Source organism: Providencia rettgeri, from assembly GCF_041075285.1.
Taxonomy (GTDB): Bacteria; Pseudomonadota; Gammaproteobacteria; order Enterobacterales; family Enterobacteriaceae; genus Providencia; species Providencia rettgeri_G.
The window spans coordinates 2005023-2019433 of record NZ_CP163512.1 but is presented as its reverse complement, the minus strand read 5'-3'; the positions used below and the strand labels follow the sequence as shown (position 1 = coordinate 2019433).

The 14411-nt window shown below is 40.7% G+C and carries 12 protein-coding genes; 7 read left to right on the top strand and 5 right to left on the bottom strand.

Annotated features, from left to right (window positions below; genetic code table 11):
* Positions 1-7: 7 nt before the first annotated feature.
* Positions 8-928: a chitinase gene (locus AB6N04_RS09200; protein WP_369311650.1), complete on the bottom strand. Its 921-nt coding sequence runs from the start codon at positions 926-928 to the stop codon at positions 8-10.
* 61 nt (positions 929-989) lie between these two features.
* Here AB6N04_RS09200 and AB6N04_RS09195 point away from each other — a divergent pair, with 61 nt between their 5' ends.
* Together AB6N04_RS09195 and AB6N04_RS09190 are read left to right on the top strand one after the other, a co-directional pair.
* Positions 990-1211: a hypothetical protein gene (locus AB6N04_RS09195; RefSeq protein ID WP_369312208.1), complete on the top strand. Its 222-nt coding sequence runs from the start codon at positions 990-992 to the stop codon at positions 1209-1211.
* Between the two features lie 125 nt (positions 1212-1336).
* Positions 1337-1696: a hypothetical protein gene (locus AB6N04_RS09190; RefSeq protein WP_369311648.1), complete on the top strand. Its 360-nt coding sequence runs from the start codon at positions 1337-1339 to the stop codon at positions 1694-1696.
* 217 nt (positions 1697-1913) lie between these two features.
* On the opposite strand, the gene AB6N04_RS09185 is transcribed toward AB6N04_RS09190, so the two are convergent.
* Positions 1914-3956, bottom strand: a complete 2043-nt coding sequence (locus AB6N04_RS09185) for a choline transporter (RefSeq protein ID WP_369311646.1) — start codon at positions 3954-3956, stop codon at positions 1914-1916.
* Between the two features lie 209 nt (positions 3957-4165).
* Between AB6N04_RS09185 and betI the strand changes: the two genes are divergently transcribed.
* The 4 genes from betI to AB6N04_RS09165 all read left to right on the top strand — a co-directional run bounded on the left by betI (position 4166) and on the right by AB6N04_RS09165 (position 10641).
* Entirely contained in the window at positions 4166-4768 is a 603-nt protein-coding gene (gene betI / locus AB6N04_RS09180) for a transcriptional regulator BetI (protein WP_369311644.1), read from the top strand.
* Positions 4769-4789: 21 nt separating this feature from the next.
* On the top strand, positions 4790-6268 hold the full coding sequence (gene betB, locus AB6N04_RS09175) for a betaine-aldehyde dehydrogenase (protein WP_369311642.1): 1479 nt from the start codon (positions 4790-4792) through the stop codon (positions 6266-6268).
* A 39-nt stretch (positions 6269-6307) separates the two neighbouring features.
* Positions 6308-7984 carry a choline dehydrogenase gene (betA, locus tag AB6N04_RS09170; protein WP_369311640.1) on the top strand — a complete coding sequence of 559 codons (1677 nt, stop codon included), beginning with the start codon at positions 6308-6310 and terminating at the stop codon, positions 7982-7984.
* Between the two features lie 401 nt (positions 7985-8385).
* A complete protein-coding gene (locus AB6N04_RS09165; protein WP_369311638.1) occupies positions 8386-10641 on the top strand; it encodes a TonB-dependent receptor in 2256 nt (751 codons plus the stop codon).
* 63 nt (positions 10642-10704) lie between these two features.
* Here AB6N04_RS09165 and AB6N04_RS09160 read toward each other — a convergent pair whose 3' ends face one another.
* Together AB6N04_RS09160 and cutA are read right to left on the bottom strand one after the other, a co-directional pair.
* Positions 10705-11046 carry a carboxymuconolactone decarboxylase family protein gene (locus AB6N04_RS09160; protein WP_369311636.1) on the bottom strand — a complete coding sequence of 114 codons (342 nt, stop codon included), beginning with the start codon at positions 11044-11046 and terminating at the stop codon, positions 10705-10707.
* 342 nt (positions 11047-11388) lie between these two features.
* Complete coding sequence (gene cutA / locus AB6N04_RS09155; protein WP_369311634.1) at positions 11389-11736, bottom strand: divalent-cation tolerance protein CutA; 348 nt, start codon at positions 11734-11736, stop codon at positions 11389-11391.
* A 681-nt stretch (positions 11737-12417) separates the two neighbouring features.
* Between cutA and AB6N04_RS09150 the strand changes: the two genes are divergently transcribed.
* Entirely contained in the window at positions 12418-13890 is a 1473-nt protein-coding gene (locus tag AB6N04_RS09150) for an anion permease (protein WP_369311632.1), read from the top strand.
* Between the two features lie 109 nt (positions 13891-13999).
* Here the strand turns inward: AB6N04_RS09150 and AB6N04_RS09145 are convergent, their stop codons facing one another.
* Positions 14000-14206 (bottom strand): 3-oxoacyl-ACP synthase, encoded by a 207-nt coding sequence (locus tag AB6N04_RS09145; protein ID WP_369311630.1) that lies wholly within the window; start codon positions 14204-14206, stop codon positions 14000-14002.
* Between the last annotated feature and the right edge of the window lie 205 nt (positions 14207-14411).

Below are 14411 nucleotides of genomic sequence, written 5' to 3'. Positions count from 1 at the left end.
GAGAGATTTACCTGTTCAGTTTTTGGGTAAATAACGCCGTGTATTCAAATTCATGGGTTTGCTCGGGGTTGCCTGAACTGGTGGCCTCTGGGTAAGGTTTATTGCCTGGACGATCGCGTGTTAGGCTCCACATTGAAACAAGGTTCAAGCCGATTCTTTTAGCAAATTCACTTAAAATATCGGCATCATGGAAACTGAACATGGCGAGATCATCATTTAAGCCAATCATCGGTGTAATTTGAACATAATCATACAGTTGTTTATCATCAACTGTTGGGTAGAATGGCTTTAATTGGTTCTTAATGCTGATCGCTGCTTTAATGGCAGCGTCACCTAGGCTACTGATATTAGGGTCATAATAATCCATCGCCATGCCATTTACTTTCATCACTAAACCCGCATCCACTGATTTTTTGACCAATGCTAATCCTGTACTTGTCAACCCCGTCGGTAGGGTGGGTAAGGTTAAACTGAGGGTGATTTGCGGGTTATTTTTGATAATCACTTTTAATGCAGAAAATGCATTATCTGCATCATAAAGACCGTTTTCAAAATCTAAATCGATATGCGATGCGCCTAGTATATTAATGGCCTCTTGGTATGTTGCAATCAACTGCTCTTGCGTTTGTACTAACGATACATCTTGGTTTGCCGCCCCGCCAAATGAAACGGCCACTTTAACGCCACCATCAATAAGTTCATCAGTTAAGGGTTTTGCCCAGCTAATAGGCATCGTCGGTTGCGCGGCCCATGCCGCTTGTTTATCACGGGTTGCGGTTAAGAAACCAAGGTAAAGAATATCAACCCCATATTTGATAGCTGCTTGGCTGTATTTCGCATTAGGTCGACCATTCGGGTAATTTTGCCAATCGTTCCAAGTTGCATCGACACTGACATCAATATAAGGTCCAAAATATGTTTTACTCATCGTCTATCCTCCCGCCGATTAAGTGATATAAAGTGAGTTTTTTACCCCATAGGTGAATCAAATGATTGGTAGGGCAAGGTTACTTTTATCAAAAGTAGCGGATGGAACAAGATTAAAAATTGTTAGTAATCTAATAGGTTACAGCACTATTCTGATTATGGATGAGAAAAAACGGAGAGAATTCACTGCTGAGTTTGCAAAAGGAATTAAAACTAAAGCAGATGTTAATCAGCTTACAAGTATGCACACTCAATTAACGGTCGAAAATGTATCAATCAATTGATTCAATAACTAAAGTTAATTATCTATTTGAATATTAAATATATTATGAATTAAGTTTCAATCATTACTGGGTGTTACTACTTAGGAGGGTATAATGTAAACTTATCGACATTGTAGGATATCCATATGTTTAATAGAGTTATTTTTGTTATCTTTTTTTGTTTCACTTCTTATGGCTTTGCCAACGACTTTACCTTTAAAGAGAAATCACCCGCTGATCGCCAGTTTAATCAAAACTACCAAGGGATTGAAAAATTACAGTCAGAGCAAAAGTTTGTCTTTGATCCCCAAAAGAAACTTCCGCCAGAAGAACAAAGTTATCAAGCTCTACTTGAGCAGCGTGATGCAGACGAAAATGCCGTGTTTCGACGTTTTAATGTTTGTGATGTTAACCCAACAGGAGCCGGATGCCCAAGAGCAACGCCATGGATGAACGATCGCCAGCAAATGAAAAAGATGTTGGAGTATGCTAGGGGACATGATTAATTTTTTAATCATTGATTTTTAAATGATAAGGGAGCTAGGCTCCCTTCAGACTGCTGACAAACATAACATGTTTGGCGGCAGGTTGGATAGGTTATTGAAAATAAACAAGGAAAATCAATATATTGATTTTCGCCTGATAACACAAAGTGGGAAAAACCACGCTTTTCTCCCACTTTGTCAACAACCTCAAGGGAGCTAGGCTCCCTTATTTATTGGCTTAAACAGTTTCAGGGAAGGTGAGCGTTGCCCCGGGAGATTCTCGACTCAAATGAATGAAATTCATATGTTTTTCGTACTGATCGAGAATGTCACTGATTACCTGCTCTTTGGTGTAATCCATTAAATCATTGCCTTGCGACCCCTCCCATAAGAAGGTTTCCAAGCGGAAATAATGGGATTTACCCGAACGGGCACGATAGGTAAAGCCGGGAACAGAATAACGCTGTGGCCACACTTGGTAAATAAAGCTTTGCTCTTCACCGAGGTCAACGGTGAGCTCTAAGTGATCTAGCCGTTCATCGGCTTGTGGCGGCAAGATATTAAATGTGACATTAGCCCCGCGGATGGTTAATTCTTTTGCCACTTCTTCCATTGCTGGGATGCAGACTAAGTCCAACATACGCTGCGTATAGCGCGTACCGGGAAAGTTCATCACGCGACCTAAACGCTGCTTCCAGTTTAGCGTTCCATTGCCATACAGTGGTGCAGGTGCATTGGTATTTAATGAACTGACTCGCCTAAAGTCTTCTACTTTTAATGACTTATATAATCCTGCCATAATAAAGAAAATCACAAAGCTAAAGGGAAGTCCCATGATCACTGTCGTATTTTGTAACGCAGCGACGCCATCGGTCATCAGCATACCCAATGTCAGTAAGCCAATGGTGACAGACCAAAAAATACGTAACCAATTTGGGGCATCATTATTGATATCACTTAACTTTGACGTGAAATTACCCAGTACCAGCGAGCCAGAGTCGGCGGACGTCACATAGAAAAGTAACCCTGTGATCGTGGCAAGCGAAGCGGTTAAGCCAAATCCGGGATAGAGTTCGAGGAGGGAGTAGAACCCTTTTTCAGGGGCTTCTAACACGGTTTTTGCGAGCTCATTATTCCCATGAATAATTTCATACAGTGCACTATTACCAAAAATAGATAACCATAATAGTGTGAAAACAAAAGGAATAATTAAGGTACCAATGACAAACTGACGGATCGTTCTTCCCCGTGAAATACGCGCAAGGAATAACCCGACAAAGGGAGACCATGCAACCCACCACGCCCAGAAAAACAGTGTCCAACTGTTCATCCACTCAGTAGGGCGGTCAAATGCAAAGCTGTTAAGTGTCATCCCCATAAAACGGTTAACGTAATCACCCACATTTAACACTAATGCATTGAGTAGGAATTCGGTATCGCCGATAAATAAGATAAATAAAATCAGCCCCAAGGCGAGCAAGACATTAAGTTCGGATAAGACGCGTATACCTTTGTTCACGCCTGACGTGGCAGAAATGACAGCCATCACCACAGAAAGGAAAATTAAGCCACTTTGAACCGATAAGCCTTGAGGCAAATCGAACAGAACTTTTAACCCATAATTAAGTTGCACGACACCGATCCCAAGGGTGGTGGCAATACCAAAAATAGTCCCCAACACCGCAGCGATATCGACAGTATGACCAATTGGTCCTTCAATACGTTTACCGAAAATAGGGTAGAGGGCTGAACGAATAGTTAAAGGCAAATTGTAGCGATAGCTAAAATAACCTAAGGCAATGCCCATTAACGCGTACATTGACCAGCCCGTCAGGCCATAGTGGAACAGGGTCCACACCATCGCCTGACGAGCTGCTTCTAATGTTTCGCCTTCACCCGTTGGCGGCAGCATATATTGGGTAACGGGTTCCGCTACCGAGAAAAACATTAAGTCAATGCCAATCCCCGCAGCAAATAGCATGGCTGACCAACTTAGCACGCTAAATTCTGGTTTGGATTGCTCTGGCCCGAGTTTGATATTACCGAAGCGAGATGTTGCAACAAAAATCACAAAGACAATGTATAAGGTCGCGGCTAATAAGTAATACCAACCAAAAGTTTTTGATACCCAGCCAAGGGTGGCGACGATCCATTGATTTGCTGTTTCGGTCATCAAGATGGTGAAAAAAGAAAACGCTAGAATTAGACCAGCGGAAGTGAAAAAAACCACAGAATTTAATTTGTCTTTCTGCTGATTTTTTGAACTATTAAGCGTTGTCATCGGCAGTTCCACATTTTTATTTATTTAACAGGTGAAAAGTTATTAACCTTGCTAACTGTTTGAATTTAAAGCAAGTTAACCTTGTTTTATCCTATTCCTCTTCGCATAATTGTAAATGAATTGTGATAAATAGTAGTTAATATTGATTGAACATTCAATTAAAAAAACGTTTAATAATTGGAGACAATATGTTTTTAGGTTGAGAGCTCATGCCGAAAATAGGAATTCAATCGATACGTAAACAGCAGTTAATTCAGGCGACGTTAGCGGTGATTAATGAGGTTGGCATGCAAGAAGCCAGCTTTGTATTAATCGCTCGCAAAGCAGGGGTTTCCACAGGGATTATTAGTCATTATTTCCGTGACAAGAATGGCCTGCTCGAAGCCACTATGCGCCATATTCAATATCAATTGGGCTTTGCCGTTGCGATGCGTTTGAGAATGTTAACAGGAGCAGACGCAAAATCGCGCATTCAAGCCATAGTAGAGGGAAATTTCGACCCAACGCAAACCAGTGAAGCGGCGATGAAAACATGGCTCGCATTTTGGGCAAGCAGTATGCACCAGCCAAATTTAAACCGCTTACAGCAAGTTAATGATCGGCGTTTATATTCAAATTTAAGCTATGAGTTTGGTCGTGTGCTTGCAAAACAGGAGGCGAGAATGGCGGCAAAAGGCCTTGCAGCGCTAATTGATGGATTGTGGCTACGCAGTGCGTTAAGTAACGAGGTTTTCCCCGTTTCAGATGCGTTAAAGATAACCAATGAGTATATCGAAATGAAACTCGGCGAGGCGCAAGTATCTCAAACCTAAAATAGTTTAAAAGGAGATAATATGAAGAACCCACCACTACATCAGCTTTATATTCATGGTGGTTATGTTGATAGTTCGCAACCGCAGTGTGACCAATTCCCCGCAATCAATCCCGCCAATGGGGAGGTGATTGCCAATCTGCAATCTGCCAGTCAAGAAGATATTCAGTGGGCGGTTGAAAGTGCCAAACAAGGGCAGAAAGTGTGGGCCGCCATGACCGCAATGGAACGCTCTCGGATTTTACGTCGAGCGGTGGATATTTTACGTGAACGTAATGATGAGTTGGCTTACCTTGAAACCCTTGATACGGGCAAGCCACTTTCAGAAACCCGTTATGTGGACATTGTGACGGGGGCAGATGTGCTCGAATACTACGCAGGTTTAATTCCTGCCCTTGAAGGGCAACAAATCCCCTTACGTGAAAGCGCATTTGTGTATACCCGCCGTGAACCTTTGGGGGTTGTGGCGGGGATAGGCGCGTGGAATTACCCCATCCAAATTGCCTTATGGAAATCCGCACCGGCTCTTGCTGCGGGTAATGCTATGGTCTTTAAACCCAGTGAAGTGACATCGTTAACCGCACTTAAACTTGCTGAAATTTATACACAAGCGGGCGTCCCGGCAGGGGTGTTTAATGTGGTGACGGGCAAGGGAGGTGAAGTCGGGCAATGGCTCACCGAACATCCTGAAATTGCCAAAGTATCATTTACTGGCGGGATAGCTACAGGGAAAACAGTGATGGCAAATGCGTCAGTCTCTTCCCTAAAAGATGTCACTATGGAGCTGGGAGGCAAGTCGCCGTTAATTATTTTTGCTGATGCGGATTTAGATAAAGCCGCCGATATCGCCATGATGGCCAATTTTTACAGCTCAGGCCAAGTTTGCACCAATGGAACTCGGGTATTTATTCCTCAATCACTTAAAGCGCAGTTTGAAGCGAAAATTATTGAGCGTGTGGCACGGATTAACATCGGTTCCCCCATTGAAGAAGACACCAATTTTGGCCCACTAGTCAGCTTCCCCCATATGGAAAATGTATTACGTTACATTGAGTTAGGGAAACAGCAAGGGGCGCGATTATTGTGTGGTGGTGAACGGATCACTGAGGGAGATTTTGCCAATGGCGCCTATGTGGCTCCCACCGTTTTTACCGATTGCGACGATGACATGCAAATCACGCAGGAAGAAATTTTTGGCCCAGTGATGAGCATTTTAAGCTATCAAACGGAAGATGAAGTGATTGCACGTGCAAACCATTCCATATATGGGCTGGCAGCGGGCATTGTGACGCAGGACTTAACGCGTGCTCATCGGGTTATTCATCAGTTAGAAGCCGGCATTTGTTGGATCAACACATGGGGTGAATCCCCAGCAGAGATGCCAGTGGGAGGCTATAAGCATTCGGGGATTGGGCGTGAAAATGGCATCATTACGCTGCAAAATTATACCCAAATCAAATCAATTCAAGTGGAACTCGGGGAGTTTACATCCGTTTTTTAATCACATCATTTAAATTTGACTGAAACAGAGGAGATAACAATGGTCTATGACTATATTATTATCGGTGCTGGTTCAGCCGGTAACGTTCTTGCTACACGCCTGACAGAAGATCCTGAAGTTACTGTGCTGCTCCTTGAAGCAGGGGGGCCAGACTATCGGCTCGACTTTCGCACACAAATGCCAGCCGCATTAGCGTATCCGCTGCAAGGGCGTCGTTATAACTGGGCGTATGAAACTGACCCTGAACCACACATGAACAATCGCCGCATGGAATGTGGGCGCGGAAAGGGGCTCGGTGGTTCATCGCTAATCAATGGGATGTGTTATATCCGTGGAAATGCCATGGATTTTGATGGGTGGGCGCAAGCACCGGGCCTTGAAGATTGGCGTTACCTTGACTGTTTGCCGTATTTCCGTAAAGCAGAAAGCCGCGATATTGGGCCCAATGACTATCATGGTGGAGACGGACCTGTGAGTGTCACTACCCCGAAAACAGATAACAATATCTTGTTTAAGGCGATGGTAGATGCAGGCGTACAGGCCGGCTACCCAAGAACCGATGATCTCAATGGCTACCAACAGGAAGGTTTTGGCCCAATGGATCGTACGGTTACACCGCAAGGGCGACGTGCCAGCACGGGTCGAGGCTATTTAGATCAGGCCAAGGGGCGAAAAAACCTGACCATCGTGACGCATGCAATAACAGATGTTATTGAATTTGAGGGGAAAAAAGCGGTAGGTGTCAAATATTACCAAGGTGCTAGTACCAGCGCAACGACAGTGAAAGCACAAAAGGAAGTGCTCTTATGCGCAGGCGCTATTGCTTCCCCGCAAATTTTGCAACGTTCCGGCGTTGGTCCTGAAGACATATTAAATGAATTTAATATTAAAAAAGTGCATATTTTGGAAGGTGTTGGACAAAATTTGCAAGACCACCTTGAGATGTATTTACAATATGAATGTAAGCAGCCAGTCTCTTTATACCCGGCATTAAAATGGTATAACCAGCCAATGATTGGCGCACAGTGGTTATTTAAAGGCACAGGCGTCGGAGCGAGCAATCAATTCGAAGCGGGGGGATTTATCCGCACCAGTGATAAATTTGCTTGGCCGAATATTCAGTTTCATTTCTTGCCCGTGGCCATCAATTACAATGGCAGTAATGCGGTGAATATGCATGGTTTTCAGGCTCATGTCGGATCAATGCGTTCGCCAAGTCGTGGCAGAGTGCGTTTAACGTCGCTGGATCCACGCCAACATCCGAGTATCTTATTTAACTACATGTCATCTGAGCAGGACTGGGAAGAATTCCGTGCCGCTATTCGTATTACACGAGAGATTATGGCGCAGCCAGCACTTGATCCTTACCGAGGAGAAGAGATTAGCCCTGGTAAGCATATCCAAACTGACGAAGAACTGGATGCCTTTGTTCGCGATAAAGCGGAAACCGCGTTCCACCCATGTGGAACATGTAAAATGGGCAATGATGATATGGCTGTCGTTGATGGTGCGGGGCGTGTGCATGGACTCAAAGGCTTAAGGGTAGTGGATGCGTCGATTATGCCACTTATTATTACGGGAAATTTAAACGCAACGACCATTATGATTGCGGAAAAAATCGCAGATAAAATTCGCAATCGCCCACCACTACAAGGGAGTGAAGTGAATTATTATGTCGCAGATGGGGCACCAGTACGGCGTCCACCACTGAAATAACACGCTATAAATTAAATTAGCTGCGTTTTATATTTTCATCTTTGATTACTGATTATTCTTAAGCGGCAATACGTTAAGTATTGTCGTTTTTTTTGGGAGCTAAATAAATAAAGTATTAATAAATGCAATATCACTAAATGATAATGCGAATGATATTTAATATGATCTTGATCATTATTATCATTAGTGTATATTCCAAGACCTACTTATATTTGTTGGGAGAATGGATTTGTAACCATTCAATAAATAAGGTTTTTATGCTGATTTTGTTTATGGCGTAGTCTATAAACCCACCATTAAATTCACGAATTCCAGTATAGCAGTAGTGGTATTGAAAACTGCCTGTACGGTATTTCATCGTCTTAATAAATTTTTTATTAATGAGTGAAGGCGTTACTTAAATGATATTTCAAAATAAAAATATAATCAGCTTGCTTGTCATATGCTCTTCAAGCACAGCGTTAGCGGATGGAACCGACACAGCACCTCAAAAAGATAAGCTCCTCGTGACAGCCAGCAAAATAAAGTCAAATAGCAAGCAAATAAACACGAAAGATATTTCAACGGTTAGAGGCACAACAAATTCAGATATTTTTGCCAATGAAACTTCTTTGCAAGTAAATAATGCGAGAAATGAAGCTGGAGCGCTAGATATTGGTATTCGAGGCCTACAAGGTAATGGTCGAGTGCCTATTATTATTGATGGTAGTTTGCAATCAACCAATACATGGCGTGGCTATCAAGGTAGTACAGATAGAACCTATATTGACATGGATTTAGTCGATACGATTAATATTGAAAAAGGAGCATCGATGAGTAAGTTCTCGGGCGGTGCTATCGGTGGCACAGTCAAATTAAAAACCTTATCAGCAAGCAGTATTATTCCTCAAGGGGATCAATTTGGCTTTTTATTTAAGGGGAATATTTATAACAATAACCGTCGCCCTACTATTGCTTCAGAAGAACGGAGTGAATCGCAATATCGTCTATCTGATGGTATTAAAAATACCCATTTTAATAATGGCTCAGTTACGGCTGGGGTTGCTTATCGTAATGACACGTTTGATGTGTTAATTGCTCATAGTGATAGAAAACAAGGTAACTTTTTTGCGGGGAAAAATGGCTATCATAAATATTCCAATACTGATGCTCCGATAAAACCGGGACAAGAAGTGGTTAATACGAGCTACGAAAGCCAATCCACTTTACTGAAGACGAATATTTTTATTAATCCGTATTCCAGTCTGGAATTAAATTATCGCCGACATGAACAAAAAGCAGGGGAAGTATTAGCCGCTTATTGGTATCAATCTGATGGAAAAATGCCGCAATGGACATTAGGTTCAGCGAATATTGATACTGCGTCAATGAATTATTCCTATAAGCCTGACTCATTATGGGTCGATATGAATTTAGGGCTGTGGTGGACGAAAGGAAAATTTAAACAACGTAATGGGACTACAGATGATGTCACTGCTCATTATGGTGATCAGTATCAGCACCGATATACCGATGAACGAATGGGTTTTAATTTAGAAAATACCTCTGAATTTGCAGATTATCCGATTGATGTCACTTATGGTGTGGAATATATGCAGCAACGCTCAAAACCGTTGACCAAGACCTATCAACCGATCTGGACACCAGAAGGCACGATCCCAGGGGAAGAACTGACTCCTGTAACGCGTAATGCCAAAGGCACCAATACATCAGCCTTTACTAATATGGCTTATAAGGGGGACTGGGTCAGTACTTTAGTGGGGTGGCGAATTCACTCTTTTGACGTAAAAGACCATGTTCTTGGTGAGAGTATCAGCTATGGTCCGAAAAATGATTTGCTGGGTGAGCTACGTTTTCATGTTACTGATGAGTTAGATGTATATACAAAATATTCAGATAGTTATAGAGAGCCCAGCCTATTTGAAACCACCGTTTCTGGGCAAACCTATTCTTATACTCCCGATGTTCCATTGAAGCCTGAGCATGCTAAGTCATTTGAAGTCGGCATGAACTTAGCGAAAAATAATCTTATTTCTGCTGAAGATAGCACTCATTTGCGGGTAGCTTACTTTAACAATAATATTAAAGGCTATCTTTCTCAGGGGGTGAACCCAACAGGGGTGTATTCTCCTTATGTAGTGATGAAAAATTACGATAGTTTCAAACTTTCAGGCTATGAAATTGAAGCTAAGTATGACTCTAATTATGCTTTTGGTTCTTTTGATGCCACTTTTTACAATAATTCAGAACTGTGTTCACGAGATGAAATGGCGTTAGGTAACCTACCATCAGCTTGTAACTCCGTTGGATTTGCGTGGGGGTTATCACCCTCACGTATTCCACCGAAAAAAGTCATCACAGGGATAGTGGGGGCAAAAATGTTTGATCAAAAATTACAAACAGGCTTACGGGTGCGCTATAACTCAGGGAAAGATTACCCGCAAAAATGGTTAGTAGGAACCGCAGCGGCGCCAGTCACTAAACTGTATGCAACGACGACATTTGATTTGTTAGGTAAGTATTCAATTCAAAAAAATATTCATGTGAATTTTAATATTGATAACTTAACTAACCGCTATGCGTTTGATCCTGGCACTGTTATCTATATGCCAATTCCGGGAAGGACGTTTAGGCTTGGCTTAGAAGCCACCTTTTAATTAAACAGTTCTCCATTACCTTAGGCTGAAGGGAATAGCCTAAGGTAAACATCGTCATCAGGTTTATTGGTTCGAAAACGCTTTATAAGCGCTGATTGTTTCGGCTGCATACATGACGGAAGGGCCTCCACCCATAAAAATAGCGACACCAAGGGCTTCTGCGAGTTCTTGTTCTGTCACACCTAATTCCACCAATGTTTTGGTATGAAAACCAATACAACCATCACAGCGGTTTGCAACTGCAATACCAATCGCAATGAGCTCTTTTGTTTTTTTATCAAGGGCACCATCTTGAACACCTGTGCTAACAAGCCCCGAAAAGTGTTTCATAACATCCGGGATATGTTTACTTAATTCTGGGAGGTTTTTACTGATGTGTTGGGTAATTTCGTGGTATTTAGACATTGTTTTCCCTCTATCTTATTTAATGAATATATAATATATGAATTAATATAATGTTATTTTGTATATTATCAACTGTTATTTATAGTGAGGGTAAACAACAGTATAAATACATAAAAAATCAAGTTAGTGTAATTTTTTATTTTGTTTGGCGAGGTTGAGGAGGGGGTAAAAAAGCAAAAAAAAACCTCCCAAAAATAAGGAGGAAAATAAATATAAAGCGAGTCTATTTGTATACCATTAATTTAACGTAAACCATACCCGACCAGATAAATTATTTTGTAAATACACCTCTTAAGTTGGCTAGTGATGCAATAATTCTTTTTAATTCATTTGGATAGGGAGTTATTTCACGGAATTAATTAACCATTGCAAATAATTATCTTCCACTTGGCTTGGGTCAAGCCTAATTAATTCAGGTATTTCATAAGGATGTATTTTTTTTATCGCATCAAAGACATTTAATTGGTTAGATTGCGTTGTTTTAATGAGGAGTAATACTTCCTTGTCTTTTGTGATCTGCTCTTGCCAAAGGTATAAGGACGTTATTTCCGGTAATAACGAGACGCAAGCGACTAAGCGATTATCTAAAAGATGTTGTGCAATGTTAATTGCATTTTCATGGCTATTGGTTGTACACAATATAATGCAAGATTGTGGTGAGTTGGTACTGTTTGATTGATTGGTAAGCATTTTATTTCCTCAAGGCTCGTTAAGAAGAGTAGGATAGCTAATGGTGATTAAGACAATAACAAGAAACGAGTATCCATTTTTGAAAACAATTTCGAGTAGCAAAAAATGTCAATTATGATTTTCAAGTAACCGCTCTTTTTAATAAGTAACCTCATACCAGATGAATGAAGTCATCTAAGTACTACTTCGCCACGTGTCCATCCGGCTATCTTTTTTTAACCATAAAATACAGTTGAAATATTATCTACATATATTAAAAAAAATAATATTTTCTAATTTTTGTATTGTTAATTCGATTCAGCCTACAAAAAATAAGGTCGAATTATAAAAAAATTTGAAATGTAAGTATATTGAGAAAAGAAAATAGTCAATTGAAGCATTAAATATTACGGAGCAAAGATACATTATAAACGTGTGAAATACTAATTCAGAGGGTAAATTAGTTTTTTTGTTATTAAAAATAAACTTGGGATTTTGTGCATTAAATAATGGTTCAAGATTCATTAGTGAGTTGGTTATTACGAATTGTTACAAAAAAAGTTACTTTTTTTATAAAACAAAGTAACTCACTGATAACGATCAAAGTTTTTGGGTCTTACATTGTTAACATGATGATGTAAATCAGAACAATTATCTAAATATACCCAGTATTTCCATCTTTAGGCATGTATGGATAACTTTATGAATAAACTTACACCGTTAAAACCTGTACCAACATTAATCGCAGTTGCAATAACGCTGACCATCTGGTTTTTGATCCCCGTTCCTGAAGGGGTGAATCCAAATGCGTGGCACCTCTTAGCATTATTTGTGGGCACGATAGCCGCTATTATTGGTAAAGCATTACCAATTGGTGGTGTGTCTATTGTGGCTATTTCATTAGTTGCAGCAACAGGGGTAACCAATCCAGAATCGACAAAAGGGGCGATTGCCGATGCCTTAAGTGGCTTCTCAAATGACTTAATTTGGTTAATTGGTATTTCAATTATGGTCTCTATGAGCTTGAATAAAACAGGCTTAGGCGCCAGAATTGGGTATTATGTTATTTCGTTGTTTGGTAAAAAAACCATTGGAATTGCCTATTCCCTTGCGATCGCTGAAACAATACTTGCGCCAGTAACACCAAGTAATACAGCACGCGGTGGGGGAATTATCCACCCGATTATGCGTTCAATCTCAGATAGTTTTGGTTCAAAAGCAGAAGATGGGACTGCGGGTAAAATAGGGCGCTATCTTTCTTTAGTAAACTATAATATTAATCCGATCACATCAGCGATGTTTATTACAGCAACAGCGCCAAATCCATTAATCGTCAGTTTGATTATTAGCGAAACCAGTCAAAGTAATGAACTGACTTGGGGAATGTGGGCTATTGCGGCATTTGTTCCTGCAATTGTGTCGCTTATTTTAATGCCTCTGGTTATTTATTTTATGTACAAACCAGAAATCACTTCAACGCCAGATGCACCTAATTTTGCAAAAGAGCGTTTGCAACAATTAGGTCCTGTATCGTTACCAGAAAAAATCACCTTGGGGGTATTTGCTTTACTGTTATTAATGTGGGCAGGCGTCCCCGCAATGATTTTTGGCTCGGCTTATAGTGTTAATGCAACAACGGCCGCTTTTATTGGACTCAGCATCCTATTGGCAACCGGGGTAATTAATTGGGATGATGTGCTGAAAAATAAAGGAGCTTGGGATACGGTTGTTTGGTTCTCAGCCTTAGTCATGATGGCAAGCTTCTTGGGTAAATTAGGCTTGATCAAATGGATGTCTTTAACCGTTGGCAGTACGATTGATAGCATGGGGATTAGCTGGGTATGGGGTATGCTTATTCTCGTTTTAATTTATGTTTACTCCCACTACTTCTTTGCGAGTACGACTGCGCATATCACGGCCATGTATGCGGCATTTTTCTCAGCAGGTTTAGCGCTGGGAGCACCTCCAATGCTATTAGCACTAACATTGGCATTTTCATCATCGTTAATGATGTCATTAACCCATTATGGAACAGGGACCGCGCCCATCATCTTCGGATCAGGTTATGCAACACTTGGAGAATGGTGGAAAACAGGTTTTGTTATGAGTGTTGTAAACCTGGCTATTTGGTTCTTTATTGGTAGTATCTGGTGGAAATTCTTAGGCTACTGGTAATCATATTGGGTTAAATGAACACAAAGTGGGAGAAGCTATGCTTTTATCCTACTTTGTTAACAACCACAGTCGAGCAATTATTGCTCGACTTTTTTTATTCCATTGGATGTCAAAGAACACGAATGATTATAATAACGGCGCTGACCAGAATAGAAATTAACATTATTTTATTCCAACTGATCAAGGATTTGAAATTTAGCGCATGTTGCCATAACAAACTGATTTCATCTGGATGGGCATATTTTCGCGTTTTAATGGCAAGTTTAACTTTTTTGATCATATCCTTATCTGTTGAGACAGTATTTTTCATGATCATGGCAATTTACCTTTGTTGTAATAAATAGTTGCAATAAGCCGAGTAATAGAAGATACCGTGACGATAATTCAATTATCGCAGATAAAAAGTGAATAAAAAATTGTCGAGTTTTTTCTTCTATTTCCCCATTTAGAGGTTTCAGGATTTATTTTTACAATTTTTGTTTGTTAAAATAATGGATAAGAATAAGAACAATGTAATTAAG

What these genes read in the sequence shown, in the direction of transcription:
- AB6N04_RS09200 (WP_369311650.1), bottom strand. Translation starts at nt 928, where the DNA reads ATGAGTAAAACATATTTTGGACCTTATATTGATGTCAGTGTCGATGCA.
- AB6N04_RS09195 (WP_369312208.1), top strand. Translation starts at nt 990, where the DNA reads ATGATTGGTAGGGCAAGGTTACTTTTATCAAAAGTAGCGGATGGAACA.
- AB6N04_RS09190 (WP_369311648.1), top strand. Translation starts at nt 1,337, where the DNA reads ATGTTTAATAGAGTTATTTTTGTTATCTTTTTTTGTTTCACTTCTTAT.
- AB6N04_RS09185 (WP_369311646.1), bottom strand. Translation starts at nt 3,956, where the DNA reads ATGACAACGCTTAATAGTTCAAAAAATCAGCAGAAAGACAAATTAAAT.
- betI (WP_369311644.1), top strand. Translation starts at nt 4,166, where the DNA reads ATGCCGAAAATAGGAATTCAATCGATACGTAAACAGCAGTTAATTCAG.
- betB (WP_369311642.1), top strand. Translation starts at nt 4,790, where the DNA reads ATGAAGAACCCACCACTACATCAGCTTTATATTCATGGTGGTTATGTT.
- betA (WP_369311640.1), top strand. Translation starts at nt 6,308, where the DNA reads ATGGTCTATGACTATATTATTATCGGTGCTGGTTCAGCCGGTAACGTT.
- AB6N04_RS09165 (WP_369311638.1), top strand. Translation starts at nt 8,386, where the DNA reads ATGATATTTCAAAATAAAAATATAATCAGCTTGCTTGTCATATGCTCT.
- AB6N04_RS09160 (WP_369311636.1), bottom strand. Translation starts at nt 11,046, where the DNA reads ATGTCTAAATACCACGAAATTACCCAACACATCAGTAAAAACCTCCCA.
- cutA (WP_369311634.1), bottom strand. Translation starts at nt 11,736, where the DNA reads ATGCTTACCAATCAATCAAACAGTACCAACTCACCACAATCTTGCATT.
- AB6N04_RS09150 (WP_369311632.1), top strand. Translation starts at nt 12,418, where the DNA reads ATGAATAAACTTACACCGTTAAAACCTGTACCAACATTAATCGCAGTT.
- AB6N04_RS09145 (WP_369311630.1), bottom strand. Translation starts at nt 14,206, where the DNA reads ATGATCATGAAAAATACTGTCTCAACAGATAAGGATATGATCAAAAAA.